Here is a 19430-nt window from a genome sequence, read left to right as displayed (position 1 = left end):
CGCCACGAGTCCGGCGTCCGGTGCCCGCCGCCCTAGCATCAGACTCGTTGCCTCTGCCCGACCGGCTCTGCCTGCACAGCCGCGGGCTCTGCCCGGCCGCGGGTTCTGCCCGGCCGCGGGCTCTGCCTGCCCCGCCACGGGCGGAAGACGTGTTCGACAAGGGGACCGATTGATGCACGGACGCCTTGCATCGCGGCTGGTACGACTCAGTCCGCCGTCACCCGCCATGGGGATCGCGGTCGCCGCCGGGTTCATCGTCGTGGAGACCCTGCTCGTGTACCCACTCGGGCGGGCCGCTCCCATGGGTGCCCTGGCCGTCGTCTACCTGCCCGGCGTCCTCGTCGTCTCCATTGTGTGGGGCCTGTGGCTGGGCGTGGGGACGTCGATCGTCAGCGCGTTCGCGTTCGACTTCTTCCACACCCCACCGGTCTGGAGCTTCGACGCGGAGGACTGGCGGGACTGGCTCGGGCTCTCGGTGTTCCTCATAACCGCCGGGGTCGCCAGCTCGGTGGCGCAACTGGCCCGCAGGCGGGCGCTCGAGACCGTCGAACGGCGCCGGGAGAGCGACGCGGTCGCCCAGCTGACCCGGCTGATCCTCGACGCCGATGACGTGCGAGCGGTACTTCCGGCGGCCTCGGACCGGATCGCGCACGCCATGCAGCTGCCGCACGCGGAGATCGTGCTCGACGCGGTACCGCCCCGCGACGGCCGGATCCAGCTGCCGCTGCGTCCCGGCGCGCTCGTCGTGCCCGCCGACCTGCCGGACCGGGTCATGCAGCGCCTGCGGGACGGGGTGGTGCCCGGCCTGGCGACGGTGTTGCGGGCCGCCGGCACGCTGCAGGCGAGCCGGGCCGAGCTGCATGCGCTCCTCGCGCAACAGGCGGCGCTGCGGCGGGTGACGGAGCTCGTGGCCCACGGCGTCGCCCCCGCCGAGCTCGCCGCCGCGGTCGCCGCCGAGACGGCCGAGCTGTTCGCATCGGACGCCGCCCGGGTGATGCGCCGGGAGGGTCCGAGCACGGTGTCCGTCGTCGCCGAGTACAGCAGGACGGGAGCCGAGCCGATGCTCGGCAGGCGGTTCGGCTCCTCCGGCGGCGTCGTGGGGCTCGTGCTGCGCGACTCCCGCCCGGCCCGCATGGATTCGTACGAGGGCAGAAGCGGACCGCTCACCGACCTCGCCCGCGCCGAGGGCATCCATGCCTCCGCCGCCGCGCCGATCATCGTCGACGGCCTGGTCTGGGGCGTCCTCGTCGCCCTGTGGAGCGCCGGACCACTGCCACCCGGCATCGAGCACGAGCTCGCCCAGTTCACCAAGCTCGTCGCCACCGCGATCGCCAACACGGAGAGCCGCACGCAGCTCACCGCGTCCCGGGCCCGGCTCGTCTTCGCCGAGGATGAGGCCCGCCGCGGCATCGAACGCGAGCTCCATGACCGCGTGCAGCAGCGGCTCGTCTCGCTCGGGCTCGAGTTGCGCGCCGCCGAGGCGCTGGTCCCCCAGGAGGCCGGCGAGCTGCGGTCCCGGCTGATGGACACCGCCGCGGGGCTGTCCGGCGCCTTCGAAGAACTCCAGCGGATCGTCCGCGGCATCCATCCCGCGATCCTCTCCCAGGGCGGGCTGGTGTCGGCGATCAAGGCACTCGCCCGCCGCTGCCCGGTCCCGGTGGCGGTCCGCGGCCGGCCGGATCGTCAGCTGCCGGGTTGCGTCGAGGTCGCCGCCTACCACGTGGTCTCCGAGGGGCTCGCCAGCTCCGCCGCACACCCCGACACCTCCGCGATCGACGTGGAGCTCGACATCGTCGCCGGCCGATCGGCGGCCGACGAATCGGTGCAGTGCGAGGTCCTCAGCGTGACCGTCCACGACGACGGCGCCGGCGGCGCGGACCTGTATCCGAGCTCCGGCCTGGCCGGCGTGCGCGACCGCGTCGAGGCACTCGGTGGCACGCTGACGCTGACCAGCCCGGCCGGCCGCGGCACGTCCCTCAACGTGACGCTGCCCATGAAGGGCCACGACCGGCAGGGCACGGAGGCCGGCTGGTCGTTCAGCGGAACGTGACCTCATCCACCTCGCCAGACTGTGGGCCAGCAGCGCCACCTTGTCGACCGAGTCAGGCTCGGGCTGGAAGAGGCTGAGCCGGGTCGCCGAGTCGTCCAGGTGCCACGCCTGGTGGGCGAGCACCAGGTCGCCGACCTGCGGGTGGCGGAACGTCTTGGGGCCGGCCCGGCGCCGACCGCCGACCGCCCCCTGCTCGAACCAACGGACCTGCCGGTGGCGGCGATCGCCGCCCGCGTGGGCCTCGCCTCCGCAGCCGACCACGCCGGATCGCAGTAGGACTATCTGCCAGCCGGACGACTGAGTCGACATAGTGCGTTCGGTCACCCAATACCGGTCACGGATCAACGAGACTGTGAGCCTCGTACCGCCGTGGAGGATCGTTGTCCTATTTCCTGACCGACCTCGATCCGCGCGCACGAGTAAAGGGGTCCCGGGACGCCCTTGGCGCCCAGGCGGTGTGGTCGGCAGCCGGTCGTCCGCTGATCGGCAACCTGACGACCGTCACCTCGTCGCTGGCCGGATTCGTCACCCTGCTGGTGGGTCTCCGACTGGCCGGGCGCGCCGTCGAGTCGGGCAGGGCGGCATCGCTCGAGGACGCCTTCCTCGTGTGGGAGCAGATGGCTGCCTACGCCCGGCACGTCGTGCACGGTCACCGCGGCTTCTTCGGCCTGTTGCGCGTCGCGTCGCGGGCCGGCGCCCCGAGCGTGCACCTGTCGGCGCAGCCCTCCGAGCAGATCCTCGGCAACCAGAAGTCCAACGGCGTGTACGGCAACTACTCGTCGCCGGCCCGCGCGTCCGGCCTCCTCGAGGCGGGACTGCCGGCTCGGCTGACCCCGCGGACGGCCGCATTCGTGGATGCCACCTACATCCCGCGCCTGGCACCGGCATGGGGCCGCGACGCGAGCGAGCTCGTCGCAAAGCTGGGCGACGACCGGGGAGTGTCGTTCGACCTGCGTCCCAACCCGCGATTGGCCGCGGTGGCGGCGGTCTTCGCCACACCGCCGAGCGTGGCGGAGACGAGGTTCTACGAGGAACACCTCGTGCACGGCGGCACGAACGACCCCACTCACGGGCGGCAGCGACGCTTCGCCGCCCTGTTGGAGCCCTACGCCGCCGACTGGCCAGGGCTGTCCCTGCCGTTCGTCGACGAACTCGCCGCGGCGGCCGAACGGACCGGGTCGGCGGATATCACCGCCCACCTGCACGACATCGCCGCCTGCGAGTCGGTGCTGGCGCCGGCCACGATGTTGTTCGACTACCTGCTGACCCGCGACGAAGTCGCGGTGGACGCGGTGGTTGACGACCTGCGCGAGCAGTGGGGCGAACGGCTCGGCACCGTCCGGCGCGCCGCGGCCGGCGCCCTTCCGGCGAGCTGGCGCGAGGTGACGCGCACGCTGCTGGAAGGCGACTACCCGGCGCTGATCGCGGCCCTGGTCACGCGCAACACCGAGGTGATGCGAGAACGGGGTGGCGCCATGCCGTGGGTGGAGATCACCGCCCAGCGGCGGGTCCGGGTCCGGTTCCGGCAGGAGCCGTCCGATCTGTTCGGCGCCGACACGGTCGCCGAGCGCTGGGTCTATCCGTACTTCATCCCGTCAGTGCGATCGGTGCTGGCCGCCGTACACGGAGGTGCCGAGTGAGCGACGCGATCCCGCACCGGGTGCTGACGGACGCGGTGCAGGCCGCGGTGGATGGGCGGCGAGTCGTCGCCGCGGTCTTCTGCACGTTCCGGTTCGAGCCGGGCTTCTTCGAACAGGAGGTGCTGCCCGTCCTGTTCGACCGCACGCTGCACCACAACTCGCACATCCGCCGATTGCAGCTCGAAGACGCACTCCGCCCGTTGTCGGGCAAGGTCGCCGTCTACTACGACCCGCGCGCGCTCGTCGAAGGTGACCGCGGACCGGCCGTGCTGGACGTCCGGCGGATCCCGGTCCTTCCCTCCACCGGCTTCTTCCACCCGAAGCTCGTGCTCGTGCTGATCGAGGATGCGCAGGGGCGGCGCGAGCTGGTCGTGGTCACCGGCTCGGCGAACCTGACCCAGGCCGGCTGGTGGCACAACGTCGAATGCGTGCACGTCGAGTGCCTCCGGGCCGAGGAACCGGCCGCGCTGCGCGACGGCCTGATGGGCCTGCTCGGCCATGTCAGTGCGCTGGCGGAGCACTTCAAGCCACACACTCCGCTGGACGAAATCCGCGACTTCCTGGCCGCGCTACCCCGCGAGTCGCGGCGGCGTTTCCTGGCCAACGGCCGGGTGGGCGGGCGGAGCCTGCCCCAGCTCTTCGAGGACGCGGCCGGCGCTGACCTGCACGGGCTGGACCTGGAGATCATCTCGCCATACCTCGACGCTCCGGCCCCGCTCGAACAGCTGCTGAGCCGGTTTCAACCGAACCGCTGGCGGATCCTCCTGCCGGAGGACCGTGATACCGCCGTCTGCCCGGAGCAACTGTTCGACTGGGTACGGCAACATGGCGGTACCTGGGGCCGGCTGCCCGGCGCCGTCACCGCCGGCGGTGACCCGAAGGCACGACAGCGCACCGTACACGCCAAGACCTACCGCTTCTTCGGCCCGGACCGCGAGTTCGTCTTCGTCGGCTCGTTCAACCTGACCCGGCCCGCTCATCAGGCGGCCGGCAACGTCGAGTCGGGCGTGCTTGTCGATGGGCCGGCCGGTCGGCGACGCCGGCGGTTCTGGCTCGAGGAGGTCACCGAACGTCCGGTGTTCGCGCGGGCGGCCGGCGAGGACGAGGACGGCGGCTACGACCTGATCCCGCTCGCGGTGCGCTACGACTGGGCCGAGCATCGTGCCGAGGTGCTGTGGGGCGGTGACGGTCCGAGCCCGATCCTGCGGGCCGAAGAGGGCGGGCTGCCGGTATTCGAGGTGCGCGACCTGCCACCGGAAACTTGGACGCCGCTGCCGGCGGAGGCCACCGACGCGCTCGCTGCCCGGCTGCGCCAGTCCAGCATGCTGACGGTTCACGACGGACCACGGTGCGGAATCGTCCTGGTGCTGGAGACCGGCATGGCCCATCGCCCGTCGGTACTGGTCGACCTGACGGCGGCGGAGATTCTGCGGTACTGGTCGCTGCTGAGCCCGGAGCAACGGGACGCGGTCATCGCCGAACACGGCAGGGCCCTGATCGACCACACGGATGCGCCTGTTCCGGCCGAGCCGGGGGGCGCTGACACGATCTTCGACCGGTTCGCCGGTGTGTTCCACGGCTTCGCCGCCCTGGCCCGCTCCGTCACTGAGGCGCTGAGCGAAGGCCGGGACGAAGAGGCGCGATACCGCATGTTCGGCGCGAAGTACGACTCGCTGCCGGTGCTTGTCGAGCGAGTGGCCCGGGACGAGGCCGGTGATCCGGTGGACCGATACCTCATGGTGCTGTGCGCCCGGCAGGTCGCCGACCGGATCCGCCGGGACTGGCCGGACTTCTGGGCCGGTGACCCTGCCGGCACAACCCGGCTGGAGACGGCTCTGACCGTCCAGGACGCCCTGCGCCGCGGCATCGTCGACAGCAACGGTCCGGACATGGACGGGTTCCTGAACTGGTACGAGGCCCACTTCCTGCACGAGAGCGCGGAGCAGCCAGCATGATCAACGTGGCGACCGCGGCCCGGCTGCTGAACTTCAACGGCGCTCTGATCAACCGGAAGCTGGCCGACGACCAACTGGACGGCGCCGTTGCCCTGCACAACATCATGCAGCGGCACGGCTTCGCCTATCTGGCCGACGAGGTCGGGATGGGCAAGACCTACGTGGCGCTGGGCGTGGTCGCGCTGCTGCGGCACTTCCGCCCCGACCTGCGGGTGCTCGTCGTCGCCCCGCGGGAGAACATCCAACGCAAATGGCAGCGCGAGCGGCTGGTCTTCACCGAGAAGAACGTCGTCTTCGACGACCTGCGGGTGCGGATGCCGCCCGGCGTGCCGACCCGGCCCGCAGTGCACTGCAACGGACTGATCGACCTGCTGCACGAAACGGCCCTGGACGCCGACCGCGACTTCTTCGTGCGGCTGCCGAGCTTCAGGCTCCCCCTGAAGTCCGACCCGCAACAGCGGCGCACGTTCCGCGACCGCCTGCGACGACACATCCCCTGGCTCGCCGACGACCTCGTCGACCTGCGAGCGCCCGCGGAAACGGTAAAGGACCGGTTCGCACAGGCGATCAACACCGTGCTGCCCCGCTTCGATCTCGTCATCATCGACGAGGCACACAACCTCAAGCATGGCTACGGCCGGCACGCCTCGTCGCGCAACCAGGTGCTTGCCACTGTGCTCGGCCGGGCCCGCGACGACATCGAGGGGCAGCTGCGCCCGAAGTACGGACCGCGGGCCGGCAAGGTGCTGCTCATCTCGGCCACGCCGGTCGACGACGACTACAGCCAGCTATGGCATCAGCTCGACGTCTTCGGCCTCGGTGAGCCGTTCCGCGTGCTGCTCGACGCCGCCGCGGACGAGCAGCGCCGCCGTGCCGCCGTTGGCGAGTTCCTCATCCGCCGCTCGACCGCCCTGTCGGTTCACGGCCGGCCGATGACGAAGAATCTGTACCGCCGGGAGTGGCGCCAAGGCGGCCTGCGCGAGCACGACGAGCCGATCCGGATCACCGACGACCGCGAACGACTCACCGTGGCCCTGGTGCAGAAGAAGGTCGCCGAACTGCTCGGCCATGAGCGGTTCGGCACCCGCTTCCAGGTGGGCATGCTCGCATCGTTCGAGTCGTTCCAGCAGACCAGCAAAGTGCACCTCGATCCGGATGACCCGGCCGCGGAGCCGGTGAACTTCGACGGGGCCGACCAGACCGACCGCGAGGACGAGCGCAGCGGCGTCGACGTGCCGATGCTCGACGCCCTCGCGCGCGACCACCGCGACACCTTCGGCACCGACCTGCCGCACCCGAAGATGGACGCGCTCGTCGCCCGGCTCCGGACGGCATGGCACAACGGGCGCAAAGGCCTCGTCTTCGTCCGTCGGGTCGCCTCTGTCGGGGAGCTGCAGCAGCGACTCAACGACGAGTACAACCGCTGGCTCTTCGACCGCCTCGAGCACCGTCTGGCGCCCCGTCACCGCGACGTACTCGACGAGGCCCGCGCCCGCTTCCTCGCCGACCAGCGTGCCGACGCGACCCGGGCCGCCCCGGCCAGCGCCGACGAGGACGCCGGGGGCACCGACACGTTCTTCGCCTGGTTCTTTCGCGGCGGCGGCCCCGACGGCCTGGTCAGCGGGGCGACCATCCAGGAACGATTCCGCAATCGCGGCGGTCCGCTCGGCACGTTCTTCGACGACAACCACGTCATGGCCGTTCTCGACGCGCCGCGCAACGGCGTGCGGGCCGCTCTCACCGAGGTGCTCGGCGCCTCCGGCGAGGACCTTGCCGTCGAGCTGCGCGAGCTGTCCCGCCGCTACCTCAGCGAGTCGGCCAAGCAGCCAACCCGCGGCGCCCGCTTCGACGCGATGCAGGCCGCCGCGCTGGAGCTTCTCGCCCACGCCGAGGGCCCGCACCGGCCCCTCGCCGCGGCTATCTGGAACGACCTGTACCGCGGCCAGCGCGGCAAGCCGGCCACCGGCAGCGCCGACCCGGAACTGCTGGAGACCGAGACCTTCTTCACCGAGCTGCGCCGCCGCAAGGCGCTACGGGAGGCCCTCTGGCCGGCCCCACCCGCCGGCAACGACCCCGCCCAGACGTTCCGCGACGGGTACATCCGGGCCCAGCTGCTCTCCGCCGCGGCCCGCCTCGGCCACAGTTTCATCGACCTGTACTGCACGATCACGGACCACCTACCCGGGCTGCGCGGCGCCGCGGCGATCGAGCCCGGCGCCGGCATCGCCACGGCATTCCTCGACGAGCTCCAGCGCCGGCTGGACGACGGCGGCGACAGCTGGTCGAGCCTCGCCGAGCTCACCGCCGTGGCCGACCACCACGATCTCATCCTGGACACCAACCTGCCCGAGATCCGGCAGCGGCCGCTCGTTGAGGCATCGGCCCTGGCCACCCTGCTCTTTCGCGCCCAGCGCCCGGTCGGCGGCATGGCCGGCCAGGTCAACCGCACCCTCGTGCAGCAGTTCCGCCTGCCCGGCTACCCGCTGGTACTCATCTGCACCGACCTGCTGCAAGAGGGCGAGGACCTCCACACGTTCTGCTCGGACGTGTACCACTACGGCCTGGCCTGGACGCCGTCGGCGATCGAACAACGCATCGGCCGCATCGACCGGGTCCGCTCGGCGACCGAGCGGAGACTCACCGCCCTCACCTCCCCACCGACCGACGACGAGCTGCTGCAGGTGTACTACCCACACCTGGTCGACACCGTGGAGCGCCTGCAGGCCCGGCGCGTGCTGCGGCGCCTGAACGACTTCGCCCAGCTCATGCACGAGGGCCTGGGCCGGGCGGTCGACGCCGACAGCCACATCGACATCGCGGCGGAGGCGCTGGCCGACGACCGCATACCGGCCCCGCCGGCCGAACTGCTCGCCACCGCATTTCCGGTCCGCCCCGAGCACCTCGCCGGCCCCGACCGGCCGATCGACGCGTCGCAGGCCCAGGCGCTGCTCGACCGCTTCGATGCGCTCGCCCGGCCCCGGCTGGGCGGGCTCGCGGTCGAATGGGAGCCCGTTCAGCCTCGCCGCGGCCTGTTACTCGGCACCGCAAAGCTGGAATCGGGCCGGCAGCAGCCATTCAGCCTGCAGGTCGGCTGGGAATCCGGCCACCTGCTGGTGCACTGCGTGAGCCCGGTCGGGCTCATCGGCCGAAACGGCCGCTGGGACGAACTGGCCGCGTCGACCGAGACCGCGCCTGTCCGCCTCGGTGCGTTCCCGGTCCGCGCGGAGGCCACCTACGACATCACGGTCGAGGAGGACGTACTGCTGACCGCGGCCGCCCACGACTCGGCGCGGGCAGGTGCACTGATCCGCCGGGTCACCGCCCAGGCCGACGCGTTGGAGGCGGAACACCTGCCGGAGCGCGACCGCCGGCTCGCCGAGTTCAGATCGGAGCTGGAGCACGATGCCCGACACCGCCGCTGACTGGCACCGCCTGTGCACCGCCAACGACCTCTCCGTCGAGGGCACGCGCATCAGGGTCGCCTTCGACAACGGCCGCTCACACCGCGTCCGCGTCCACGAGACCGACGACGGCTACCTGCTGACCGCGACGATCGTCGGCTGGAATGTCGTCCAGGGCCTCGACGAACCGTATGGCATGGTCTGGTCCCGCAACCGGCACAGCCGGCTGGTCGGCTACCGCATCGACGGGTCCGGAGCGCTCGTCGCACACGGCTGGACCCCACGCGCCGGTCTGACCGCGAAGGCGTTCCAAGCCCTGGTCCGGACCATCGCCCGCGAGGCCGACCGCTACGAACTCCAGCTGACCGGCCGCGACCGCCGTTGAGCCCCAGCCGGGCCACGAGCGCAACATCGATCCGCCGCGGCCTGCCGCTCTCGCTGCCTTCGCCGCAGCCGGCGGCTGGCCGGCCGCCCCCGACGCGGCTGGGTGGCCGCCCCCGAGGCGGCTGGGTGGCCGCCCCCGAGGCGGGTGGGTGCGCCGGGGTCGCCGGTGGCCACGGTCCAGGCGCTGCGCCAGCCGTGCTGGGTGGCCGGGACCGCGCCGCAGCGCGAGGGGGGACTTGATGACCGGGCCCCCGGCACTCCCCCGACGAAGCATCACCCCATGATATTGACGTTCACCAGACCGTGCCGACCGTCGATCCGGCCCGGCGCAGCCACTGCTCGACGGCGTCGTGCGCCATCGCCTCGTCCGGCTGTTCCCGCTGGGTCGCGACGACGCCGCTGGGCTGGCGATGCCGGATGATCGCGTGATGCAGCGCCTGGAGCCGCTTGTCGCGCTCGTACCCCTCGGCGTGCCGCAGGATCAACGGCGCCGAGGCGGCCCGGTCGTAGGTCGCCGGGTCGCGCAGCAGGGGGATCTGCTCGAGCAGCAGGCTGTGCGCGGCGACGGCCGCGGCCAGCGCGTACGGGTCGATCATCACCGCCGGCCGGGAGTCCAGCAGGTGGCCGACGAGGTCGCGGATCTCGCGGCCCTGCATCCGGGAGCCACGCAGGCGCAGCACCCGCCACAGCATGGCCGCGGTCGGCGCTCCCAGCCGGTCGGACGGGTCCGACGGACGGGGCAGCTCGGCCGGCAATCTGTCGTCGTCGTTGACCAGCTCGGCGATCGCCCAGTACGCCATGACGTCGTCCCACAAGTCGCCCGGCGCGGCGAGCCAGTCCCCGTGGAGCGCGGCGATGCCGGCGCGCAGAATCGCGTCGCGGTCAATTTCGCAGGCCAGTCGGGCGTGCTGCACGTCGACAGGCAGCGCGTCATGGGCCGCTGTGAGGCGGACGCCGACGACGCCGCCACGACTGAGCAGTGCGAGCATGGCGTGCCATCCCTCGGTGTCCAGGCCCGAGCTCCACAGGGAGACGGTCGAGCGCCACCGCTTGAGCAGGTCGCCGTCCGGCCACAGGGTGCTCAGCGGCACCGCCTGGCCGCGGGCGATCGACACGCGCAGTGCCACGAGGTTGGCGGAGTACGCCGCCAGCTGTCGTAGGTGGTCGATGCCCAGCGGACGGTACGCCGCGTAGCGGGTCTCCTGGTCGCGCTGGTGGAAGCCGCCGATGAGCCGGTCGAGGGCCGTGACGACGTGCCGGCGCTCCTCCTCGGCGAGCTCCTCGATCAGGTCCACGGCGAAGGTCAGGGTTGGACGGCTGCTGGCCAGGGGGCGGTGCGACAACAGCGCGTGCAGCCGGTCGTCGCGCAGCTCGCCGGTCGCCCGCGGGCGGCCGTAGGCCTCGTGGGCGAGGTCGCGCAGGGCGCCGACGAGCATGTCGGCGACGAGGTACTCGCCGAAGGTGGCGTGCATGAACTCGTAGCAGCGGCCCGCGCCGCCGGCGCCGGTGAGCTGAGCCTCGGCGACGTGGATGAAGTAGAACGAGCCGACGACCTGCTCGCCGCCGTTGCCCTCGTGCACGCGCAGGTGGCGCAGGTCGTCGTCGAGCTCCTGCATCGTGATGTACTGCCGGCCGCGGTTGAACATGCCCAGCGCCGCGACACCGAGCTGGCGCAGGTGCTGCTCCATCTGGCGGACGGTCTCCGCCTCGTCCTTCGGCTCCGGCGCCTTGCCGACCTCGCGCCGGGCGAACGGGCGCAGCAGCCGCCGGTACAGCTCGACGCTCGCGAGCCCGGCCTGCAGCGGCGGCGCGGCCGGGTCGGACGAGTAGAGGGCCAGCAGCATGAGCAGCAGCGGCTGCTTGGCGAACTCCAGGTGGTCGACGGCCCGCCGCGGCTCCAGCACGCCGACCGTCCCGGCCGCGATCCCGGCCTCGTTGGTGCTCCGCCACACGTCCAGCCAGGCCTCGATCTGGGTGGGCGCGAAGTCCTCCAGCTTCACCATGACGGTGCCGTGCGGGACGTCGACCTGGTCGGCCACCACGGTGCGCGAGGTGACCAGGACGGCGACCGGCTCCCGCTGGTCCAGCGCCCGGCGCTGGAAGTCGGCGACGAGCTCGAGGTAGTTGCCGAGGTACCCGTCGGCGGCCTGCAGCAGCTCGTCGAGCCCGTCGAGCAGGATCACCCGCAGCGTCGGCTGGCTCTGGGTCAGCAGCGGCCCCCATTCCACCCGCCCGTCGGTGGCCTGGTGCAGGGCCTGCTGGATCTGCTCGTGGACCGGCCGGTTGGCCCCGACGTGCCGCAGCGGCACCCGCACGGCGGTGTAGTCGCGGGCCGGCAGGCGGGCCGCGAGCACCCGGGTCAGCAGCGACTTCCCGGCGCCGGGGTGGCCGAGCAGCAGCATCGGCACGTGGCTGGCCTCGACCGAGGTCAGGTGCGCGCTGAGCAGGCTGTCCAGGTCGTCGCGCACGGCGTGTTCGCCCCACCAGGACTCGTCGCCGGGCCGCGCGCTCGAGTCGTGGCGGGCGATCCGGTACCGCGGGTTGACGTAGATCTCCTCGACGGCCGGGAACACCACGGCGTCGTTGCCGAGCCCGTCGGTGCCGCGGCGCACGATCGGCTCGGCCAGCGCGCCCCGGTTGGCCCGATGCACGGCCGCCCGTAGATCGGGGAGCGTCTCCGCGGGCGAGCGGCGCAGCAGCGCCTCGACGCGGGCCAGCGCGGCCTGCACCTCCCGCACCTCGGCCCTGGCGTCGTCGAGCTCGGCCCACACCATGAACTCGGGCACGCTCGCGGCCAACCGTGCGTAGTGCGACCGGTACCGCACGACCGCGGCCTCGGCCAGGCCGGCCATCGTCACCCTGGAGAACGCATCCCACCGGTCGAGGCCGGACAGGAACCGGTCGGTGCGGGCCGCCAGTTCGGACAGCCAGCCGCGGACGTCGGGCACGTTCTGCTCGAAGCCCCGGCCCACGCCGGGCAGCGGCACCTCCGCGAGGTAGAGCCGCGTGAGCGCCGGCTGGCGCTCGGTGAGCTCGTTGAGCGCCTTCTCGGCAACGTCCGCCTTCGCGAAGGGAATCCCGGCCACCCGCTCCTGCAGCGCCTCGGCGAACGTGCCCACGACGAGCGCGGTGTGCGCGGCGGCGATGAGCTGCTGCCGCTCGAACCCCTGGGCATCGCCGACCTTGCGGGCGGCCGTGTTCACCAGCCCCCGCAGCACCCGCAAGGTCTCGCGCTTCGGGTCGACCCACGCCCACACGGCGGCCGCGGCCCGCGGCGGCTCCGCGAGCCCGGACCAGGTGAGCGTGCCTTGCGCGGCGGCGGGTACGGTGCCCGCGCCGAGCATGGCGTTGAGCTTCTCCAACCGCGACCGGTCGTGGCCGCCGAGGATCTGCAGCGCACCGAGAAAGGTCAGCGACGGCTCCCGGTGCATCGATCCTCCCGTCGAGCCGGATGGGTCCGTTGCACGGTAGCAAGGTCACGCCAGGCGGGCACGACGGTCACGGCCGCAACCGGAATCCCGGCCCGAGCAGTTAGTCGCTCGCCGTAGCGTGGTGATCGGCCTGCCCTACGACACGACCACCGACTGACGTCCAGCCGCTGATCAGCCCTTGACTCCTGCGAACTCGCCGACGGTGACCCGGCGTCTCGCCCTCGTCCGGCTCGACACCGGACATCAGAAAGGTGCGTATGCATTGCGGTGGCACGGAACAGGACGGGCCAGGTGAAGTCGACGCGGAGCACTGGCCCCGGTGGTCACCCGTTCTTTCGTTCCCCCGTGGTACCCGATTCGGATGCAGGATGCTCAGCCGACTGCATAGGCTTCTGACGGCAGTAGCGGGCCATCGGATTCGGACGGTGCAGGTCGCGAATTTCACGAGGGATGGCATGTCGATCAGCGCGTTCGCATCGCCGCAGCCGCGGGAGCGGCCCGCAGTATGGGCAGCCTCGCGTCCGGCTGCCGTTGGACGCCAAACTCCGGACTTCACCACGATGCGGGGCATCGGTGGATCGGTCGCGCTGCCGGCACGAAGTGTGAGGCGGGCGGTGTCGGCGCATGTGCGCCCGTGTCGCATCGCTGCGTTCCGAACTGCATCCGCAATGAGGAGCGTCAAGAAGCTGCTCGCGCAGCTGCTGCAGCGCCGGCCACCTGAGGTGACGCGGCGGCGCGGCACAAAGCGCGAGCATCTACGAACAATCGGCCGACATGGTTGTCTGCCGGCCCGCTACACGCGGGAGTAGCCGAACTCGGCACCGATCTGCGTCAGATCCCACCGCGATTCTTCGATTCCAAGGAGTAAGCGCTATGGCGACTGCCCGAGAGAAATCATTCAGTACCTGCAGGAAACGCGAGCGGCCGAGTACGCCGTGACCACCCTCCTCGCCGCCAACATCGCCGTCACCGCTGAGGGCGACTATCGGCGGCGGCTGGAGTCCCAGCGGCGACGCTCCCGCGAGCGGGCGTATCGGGTGTCCGATCGGCTCGGTGAACTCGGGGCTCGCCGCAGCCTGCAACACCTGGGCGTCAACGCAGCCCTGATGATCGGCGGGCAGGTCGCCGCCTTGTCGGCCGTACCCTTGCAGCTGTTGCGTGGTCCGGACGTCGAAGACCGAGTGTTGAAGAACACCCGCGACCTGTGCGCAGCCGCAGCCGTGCTGGACGCTAACTATCGGGCGTTGGAGCAGATTGCCCAGACCTGCAGAGACGAGGTCACCGCAAAACTCGCCGTCGACCTGCGCGCAGAGAGCGAAGACATGCTGTCCGAGTGCTTCACGGCGCTGGATCGCCTAGCCGGGGCGGTGATCTTCGGAGAGTTCAAGGGCGAATTGGCCTACCAGATCCAGAGTATCGGCGCGGTCCAGATGCTTCGGCTGCCGCAGCTGCGTGAGAGCATGTACCAACTCAGGGACGCAGCCGTCGACGTGCTGCGGTTCGCTCGAAGCCGGGCCATGCCGTACGAGGCGCGGCTGGAGGCGCGGACCATCATCCCCGACTACGACAGCCTCTCCGTCGAGCAGATCCGGGACTCGCTGACGCGACTCTCCCAGGGGGAGTTGGCCACGGTCAATGCCTATGAGTGCGCGACCCACAACCGCACCCCGATCGTGGAGACCATCCGCAACCTGCAAGGCAGAGAGCCTTGGCCGGGATACGACACGATGACCGTTATGGAGATCCGTTCCCGCTTGCGGGACGCGGACGACGACCAGGTCCGCGCGGTGCTCGACTACGAGCGAGGCCACAAGGACAGGTCCTCGATCCTCAACGCTTCTGAGATGATCCAGGCCGCGGCCGCCGCCTGAAACGCCCCGTACGGCACGGATCATGCACTACCAGATGGCGAGGTCCCCCACCCCGCCTTGCCGCAGGGCCGGCAGCAGGCACCAAGGACGACCCGGCCGGATCAGCGTGCGCAGCAGGGGGCCGCTGCGGCGCTGCTGCGGTGGGCCGGTTTGGACAGAGACCTCGACGGTCTGTCGCGCGCACCTGCTCCCCATCGCCGCCGCGGAGCGAGCAGGGCAACCGGAGCAGCTGTGGCGCTGCGTGATGTCGCCCGACCGTCGGAGTGGACGCTGAGGCGCGCTGCTGGCTCCTGCCCGCACCCGCGCTGTCCGCGATGAACAGGCGCTGCGCATGTCGCTGCTATCCACGCTCACCGCCGGCGAGGCACGCCTGCGGCGGATGTGCCCAGTTGTTCTAGGGCCCAGCGAGCCCACTCCTGCTGTGCAGCCCGCGGCAGCCACACATCCGTGAGTGCCGCTCGTATAAGGCAAACCGGACAAGCCTCCCGTTGTGGGCGACTTGCTGCTGCCTGGAACACGAAAGTCCAGCTAATCGAGCCGGGCTCCAGGGATCGATCTAAATGTCCAAATTGTCTTGGCGAACCAAACTGGAGTCGGACTCGCTGCAGGTTGAGGATCAAGCTAAGGAGCGTCGTTGATGCTCGACTCACAGCGCACAGGCGTCGTGCCCGGGTGGTCGGGCGGATCGGGTCGAGCGGCCGTCAGGTGACTCGCGGGCCGCGGCGTCGGGCGGTGGTGAGGTTCAGCCGGATGGGCAGGTCGGGCGCGTCGAGGGCGTGCCGGGCGTGGGCGAGGGCGTTGTGTTCGATGTCGTGGTGCAGGGCCGCGAGGTCTGCGTCGCGGTCGGCACGGACGGTGACGGCCAGCCGCGGATCGGCCGGGTCGCCTTCCACGCCGGTGCGGGCGGAGCGCACGCCGCGGTACTGTTCGATCTCACTGGAGACGGCGTCGACCAGCGCGGCGGAGACGAGGGTGGTACGCCCGGCGGCGCGATCCCCGGCCACGCGGATGCCGGCGAGCCGCCCGGTGGAGAACAGGACGGCGAGCAGCCAGCGCAGCGCCAGGAGCGCGACGACGACCGCGAGCACCGCCAGCACGGGCCATAGCCAGTCGCGTTGCGAGATGACGAAGCGGACGACGTCGTTGTCCACCAGGGTTCGGTGCGCCGCAGGCCCACCGAAGACTCCCGCCCCGAGCAGGAGTCCGGCCACACCCAGACCGAGCAGGACCAGTCCGAGGATGGCCAGCGCGACGCGGTTGGCGCGGTCGGCATGCATCAGTGCGCCCTGGCGGAGATTCGCACGGTCAGCTTCGGGGACCGGCGCAGCTCGAGAGCGTCGAGGCGGGACCGCGCGGCCTGCGTGACGCTGTCGCGCAGCGCGGCCGCCGGTGCCGGCTCGCGCGCGACCGCCTTCGCGCGGACGCGGAGGCGTCGGCGCCGGAGGGTGACAGCAGCGTCGTCAACGCCGGCAACGTCGGTGACCGCGTCCCGGACCGCCTGCCCGACGCCGCGGCGGGTGTACGCGGCGTCGGTGGCGGGGTTGTCGCTGTCAATGGTCAACCTGGCGGGCCGGCGCAGTTTGAGCTCCATGCCCAGGAGCACTAGCCCGACCACGGCGAGCAGCAGGCAGATGAGCCGGACCTCGCGGCTGGCCCACGTCACGTGGCCGGCCCACCGGTACGCGGCGAGCCAATCCACGGCGATGGGCCGATTGCCCGTCAGGACGGCGACGACGTCGACCACGACCACCACCGCGCCCGCGACGAGCGCGAGGCTCACGATCAGGGCGAGCAGCCGGTTGACCAGTCTCACAGCGTGCCTCCTGCCCATGCCCGCTAGCGCACCCGCGACGGCGGGATCCCCGTGGCCAGGTCGGTCACGACGATGCGAACCTCGGCGATCGTCAGGCCGGTCAGAGATGTCAGCCGTTCCCGAACATGACGGCGAACCGCGGCGGTGACCTGCGGCACCGACGCCGGCCAGCGCACGCCGATCTCCAAGTCTATGACGGCGACATCGCCCTCGACGCGGGCCGATGCCCTGGGCCTCGTCCGGCCGAGGGCGCGCTGGGCGGTGGCTGCGGCGTCGGGCATTTCCAGCGCCGCAAGCGAGGCGAGCTTCGCCACCACCTTCTCGGCAATGCTGATCGACCCGGGCGACGGCACCACCGCACCGGGCTGCGCGCCGGCCGGCATCATTTGCCGCTCCGGGTGATGCGGTAGCTGCGCAGGTCCACGTCGCCAGCGACCACCTTGGCGACGCCGTAGCCGAGCGCGGTGAACAGCGCGACGATCAGCATCTGGCCGACGCTGCCGAAGGCCACCGCGAATCCCAGCGCCATGCCGATCGCGGTACCGAAGGCGATGCGGTTCATTGCTCTCACGTCCTTGCCGAAAGAGTGCGGGCGGAAACGGTGCGGGCCGGCTAGCGGACCCGCGTCGGTCGGCGGCGCCGCGCCAGGATCCGCAGCAGCCGGACCAGCAACGGCCGGTGGCGCACGACGATCACCCGGACCCGCCGGGATATTGGCGGCGCAGCGGGCCCGTCGAACGCCGCCAAGCCGGCGATGAAGACCGCCGCGTCGCCGCCACGGTCGGGATGGTGGGCCCGGATGAACGCCCGTCGCCGCGCCTGGCGCTGCAATTCGTCGTTCACTGCTTCCACTGCGTCGCCTTCCGGACCGCCGGCCCGGCGGGCGGCGGGTCGGTCAGGTCGGCGATGACCACGTCGACGCGCCGGCCCGGCGCGAGGGCCCGCAACGCGTGGCGAATCTGCTCGGCGACCTCCGCGGCGGGCACGCCCCACCGGGCACGGATCGCGATCTCCACCGTGTGCGGCCTGACTCGCACCCCGCCGACCTGCTGCCCGGGCAGATAGGTCGCCGGGCCGCCGCGGGGGCCGACGAGCAGGCCGGCCACGGCGGGGCAGGCCTCCACGGCAGCCGCCACCGCCGACACGTCGACGCCGTTCACCACGGCCACCGGCGAAGTGGGAGCGGTCGTCATGACACCCGCGACTCGCCGCGCGCCTCGTCGGTCTCGGGCAGGTGGACGTCGTCGACGTTGATGTTGACCTCGACGACCTCCAGGCCGGTCATCCGCTCGATGGACTGCTTGACGTTACGCTGGACGCCACGGCCGAGATCGGCGATGCCGACCCCGTACTCGACGACGATGTCCAGGTCGACCGCAGCCTGCGTCTCCCCCACCTCGACGCCGACGCCCTGAGCGACGTTGGGCCCGGCACTGCCCGGGATTCGCTCCCGCAGCGCCCCGAACGCGCGGCTGCCGCCGGTACCCATGGCGTACACGCCGCTGACTTCCCGGCACGCGATGCCGGCGATCTTCTGTACCACGCCTTCAGCGACGCTGATCCTGCCCTCCTCGGTGGCGAGCCGGTTCTGCTGGATCGGGCCTTTGACCTCTGTGCCCCCGCGGGGCGCCGGCTTCGTCTCGGCGGTCACGCCGGTTCGCGGCGGGGTCTGAGTCTGGGTCATGGGACGAGTGCTCCTTCGTGATCGAGGGCCACGAGGACACGCGGCCTCGCGGCCACCACCTCTTCGACACCGGCGACGGCAAAACGTCGCGCACCGGCCGCAGGATTTCTTTGCGCGCCCGTGGGCACGTCAGTGCATATGGGCGACCGCTCCCCCACCGCCATCCGGCCGGCCCGGATCGCCAAGGGTCCGGTCGACGACACGCTGCTGGTGCGACGCGCGCGGGACGGCTGCCTCGACGCTTACCGCACCCTCGTCGAACGCCATGCCCCGCGCGCCTACCGGGTCGCCCTTGGACTGCTGGGAAGACGCGAGGACGCCGAGGACGTCACCCAGGAGGCGCTGCTGGCCGCGTGGCTGGCCCTGCCCACCTTCCGGGGCGAGGCCAGCTTCGCCACCTGGCTGTACCGCATCGTCACCACCCGGGCGCTGAACAAGCGCACTCGCACCGCCCGGACCCGGCCGCTCGACGCGGTGGCCGAACCGGCCGATCCAGCACGCGGCCCCGCGGAGCAGGCCGAAGAGCACCTGGCCGCCGCCGCGGTCACCGAGGCCGTCGCCGAGCTGCCCGCCGCCCAGCGCGTCGCGCTGGTCCTGTACCAGTTCGAGGGACTCAGCTACGACGACATCGCTGAGATCACCCACAGCACCGTGCCGGCGATCCGCAGCCACCTGTACCGCGCCCGGCGCACGCTCGCCACCAGGCTGCACGACTGGAGGTGACCGTGCGTCAACCCCCGTCCCGAGCCTGGACCTGTCCGTGGTGGCGCGGTTGTTCCTCCGTGGTCGGTGAAGCGTCTGCGGATCTTCTTCCATCTCCAGCGATGCAGCACGGCGAGCCACCAGACGAAGTGCCCAGCCGTTCAGGATCTGGATGAGCCTGATCAGCACGTCCCCTGGGTTGAAGCGACGTTCTGCGGGTCAGGCTACGGATCATCGTCTTGAGCGACCGGATCGGTCGCTGCCCTGCACGAGGACGTGGCTGGCCGCCGCCCGGGCCGCGGGGACCGACGAGACCGCCTGGCTTACCCAGCAGGCCGACCCGCCGGAACCTACAACCTTCTCTCCAGCACCGACCGGCGCCAGGTAACCACCGCTCCATCAAAGCGGGGGAAGCTCAGCCTGGCGAATACGGCGATGGGGCCAGCGGGATCCGGGCGATTTCCAGGGTTTGCGCCCCGCGTGGCGGCGCAACCGTGCA

At 71.5% G+C, this 19430-nt stretch carries 16 protein-coding genes; 8 read left to right on the top strand and 8 right to left on the bottom strand.

Annotation, left to right across the window (positions count from 1 at the left end; genetic code table 11):
• The first annotated feature begins 226 nt into the window (after positions 1-226).
• The 6 genes from ABD352_RS05445 (at position 227) to ABD352_RS05420 (ending at position 9431) form a co-directional block, all read left to right on the top strand.
• Positions 227-2050, top strand: a complete 1824-nt coding sequence (locus tag ABD352_RS05445; protein ID WP_344611093.1) for a sensor histidine kinase — start codon at positions 227-229, stop codon at positions 2048-2050.
• 111 nt (positions 2051-2161) lie between these two features.
• Positions 2162-2326 (top strand): hypothetical protein, encoded by a 165-nt coding sequence (locus tag ABD352_RS05440; protein ID WP_344611092.1) that lies wholly within the window; start codon positions 2162-2164, stop codon positions 2324-2326.
• Between the two features lie 104 nt (positions 2327-2430).
• Positions 2431-3690 (top strand): hypothetical protein, encoded by a 1260-nt coding sequence (locus tag ABD352_RS05435; RefSeq protein WP_344611091.1) that lies wholly within the window; start codon positions 2431-2433, stop codon positions 3688-3690.
• Complete coding sequence (locus ABD352_RS05430) at positions 3687-5645, top strand: hypothetical protein (protein WP_344611090.1); 1959 nt, start codon at positions 3687-3689, stop codon at positions 5643-5645. Before ABD352_RS05435 ends, ABD352_RS05430 begins: the two co-directional genes overlap by 4 nt.
• Positions 5642-9067, top strand: a complete 3426-nt coding sequence (locus tag ABD352_RS05425; RefSeq protein ID WP_344611089.1) for a DEAD/DEAH box helicase family protein — start codon at positions 5642-5644, stop codon at positions 9065-9067. Before ABD352_RS05430 ends, ABD352_RS05425 begins: the two co-directional genes overlap by 4 nt.
• Positions 9048-9431, top strand: a complete 384-nt coding sequence (locus ABD352_RS05420) for a hypothetical protein (protein WP_344611088.1) — start codon at positions 9048-9050, stop codon at positions 9429-9431. The genes ABD352_RS05425 and ABD352_RS05420 overlap by 20 nt, the downstream gene beginning before the upstream one ends.
• A 292-nt stretch (positions 9432-9723) precedes the next feature.
• Here ABD352_RS05420 and ABD352_RS05415 read toward each other — a convergent pair whose 3' ends face one another.
• Positions 9724-12861 carry an NACHT domain-containing protein gene (locus ABD352_RS05415; RefSeq protein ID WP_344611087.1) on the bottom strand — a complete coding sequence of 1046 codons (3138 nt, stop codon included), beginning with the start codon at positions 12859-12861 and terminating at the stop codon, positions 9724-9726.
• 935 nt (positions 12862-13796) lie between these two features.
• Between ABD352_RS05415 and ABD352_RS05410 the strand changes: the two genes are divergently transcribed.
• Entirely contained in the window at positions 13797-14732 is a 936-nt protein-coding gene (locus ABD352_RS05410) for a hypothetical protein (RefSeq protein WP_344611086.1), read from the top strand.
• 701 nt (positions 14733-15433) lie between these two features.
• On the opposite strand, the gene amaP is transcribed toward ABD352_RS05410, so the two are convergent.
• From amaP to ABD352_RS05375, 7 genes are read right to left on the bottom strand one after another with little or no spacing between them, the layout of a single operon-like run.
• Positions 15434-16009, bottom strand: coding sequence for an alkaline shock response membrane anchor protein AmaP (gene amaP / locus ABD352_RS05405; RefSeq protein ID WP_344611085.1), 576 nt, complete (start codon positions 16007-16009; stop codon positions 15434-15436).
• Positions 16009-16545, bottom strand: coding sequence for a DUF6286 domain-containing protein (locus ABD352_RS05400; protein WP_344611084.1), 537 nt, complete (start codon positions 16543-16545; stop codon positions 16009-16011). The genes amaP and ABD352_RS05400 overlap by 1 nt, the downstream gene beginning before the upstream one ends.
• Before the next feature lie 23 nt (positions 16546-16568).
• The gene (locus ABD352_RS05395; protein ID WP_344611083.1) at positions 16569-16931 is read right to left on the bottom strand and encodes an Asp23/Gls24 family envelope stress response protein; all 363 of its coding nucleotides are present in this window, start codon (positions 16929-16931) and stop codon (positions 16569-16571) included.
• On the bottom strand, positions 16928-17107 hold the full coding sequence (locus ABD352_RS05390) for a hypothetical protein (RefSeq protein WP_344611082.1): 180 nt from the start codon (positions 17105-17107) through the stop codon (positions 16928-16930). The genes ABD352_RS05395 and ABD352_RS05390 overlap by 4 nt, the downstream gene beginning before the upstream one ends.
• Before the next feature lie 50 nt (positions 17108-17157).
• On the bottom strand, positions 17158-17388 hold the full coding sequence (locus ABD352_RS05385) for a hypothetical protein (RefSeq protein ID WP_344611081.1): 231 nt from the start codon (positions 17386-17388) through the stop codon (positions 17158-17160).
• On the bottom strand, positions 17385-17738 hold the full coding sequence (locus tag ABD352_RS05380) for a hypothetical protein (RefSeq protein ID WP_344611080.1): 354 nt from the start codon (positions 17736-17738) through the stop codon (positions 17385-17387). Before ABD352_RS05380 ends, ABD352_RS05385 begins: the two co-directional genes overlap by 4 nt.
• Complete coding sequence (locus ABD352_RS05375; RefSeq protein WP_344611079.1) at positions 17735-18229, bottom strand: Asp23/Gls24 family envelope stress response protein; 495 nt, start codon at positions 18227-18229, stop codon at positions 17735-17737. Before ABD352_RS05375 ends, ABD352_RS05380 begins: the two co-directional genes overlap by 4 nt.
• Positions 18230-18367: 138 nt before the next feature.
• On the opposite strand from ABD352_RS05375, the gene ABD352_RS05370 reads away from it, so the two are divergent.
• Entirely contained in the window at positions 18368-18952 is a 585-nt protein-coding gene (locus tag ABD352_RS05370) for an RNA polymerase sigma factor (protein WP_344611078.1), read from the top strand.
• Positions 18953-19430: the final 478 nt, after the last annotated feature.

This window comes from Dactylosporangium salmoneum (assembly GCF_039532525.1).
GTDB lineage: Bacteria > Actinomycetota > Actinomycetes > Mycobacteriales > Micromonosporaceae > Dactylosporangium > Dactylosporangium salmoneum.
Note: the sequence above shows the minus strand (reverse complement) of the source record. Positions and strands in the feature narration are given on the sequence as shown.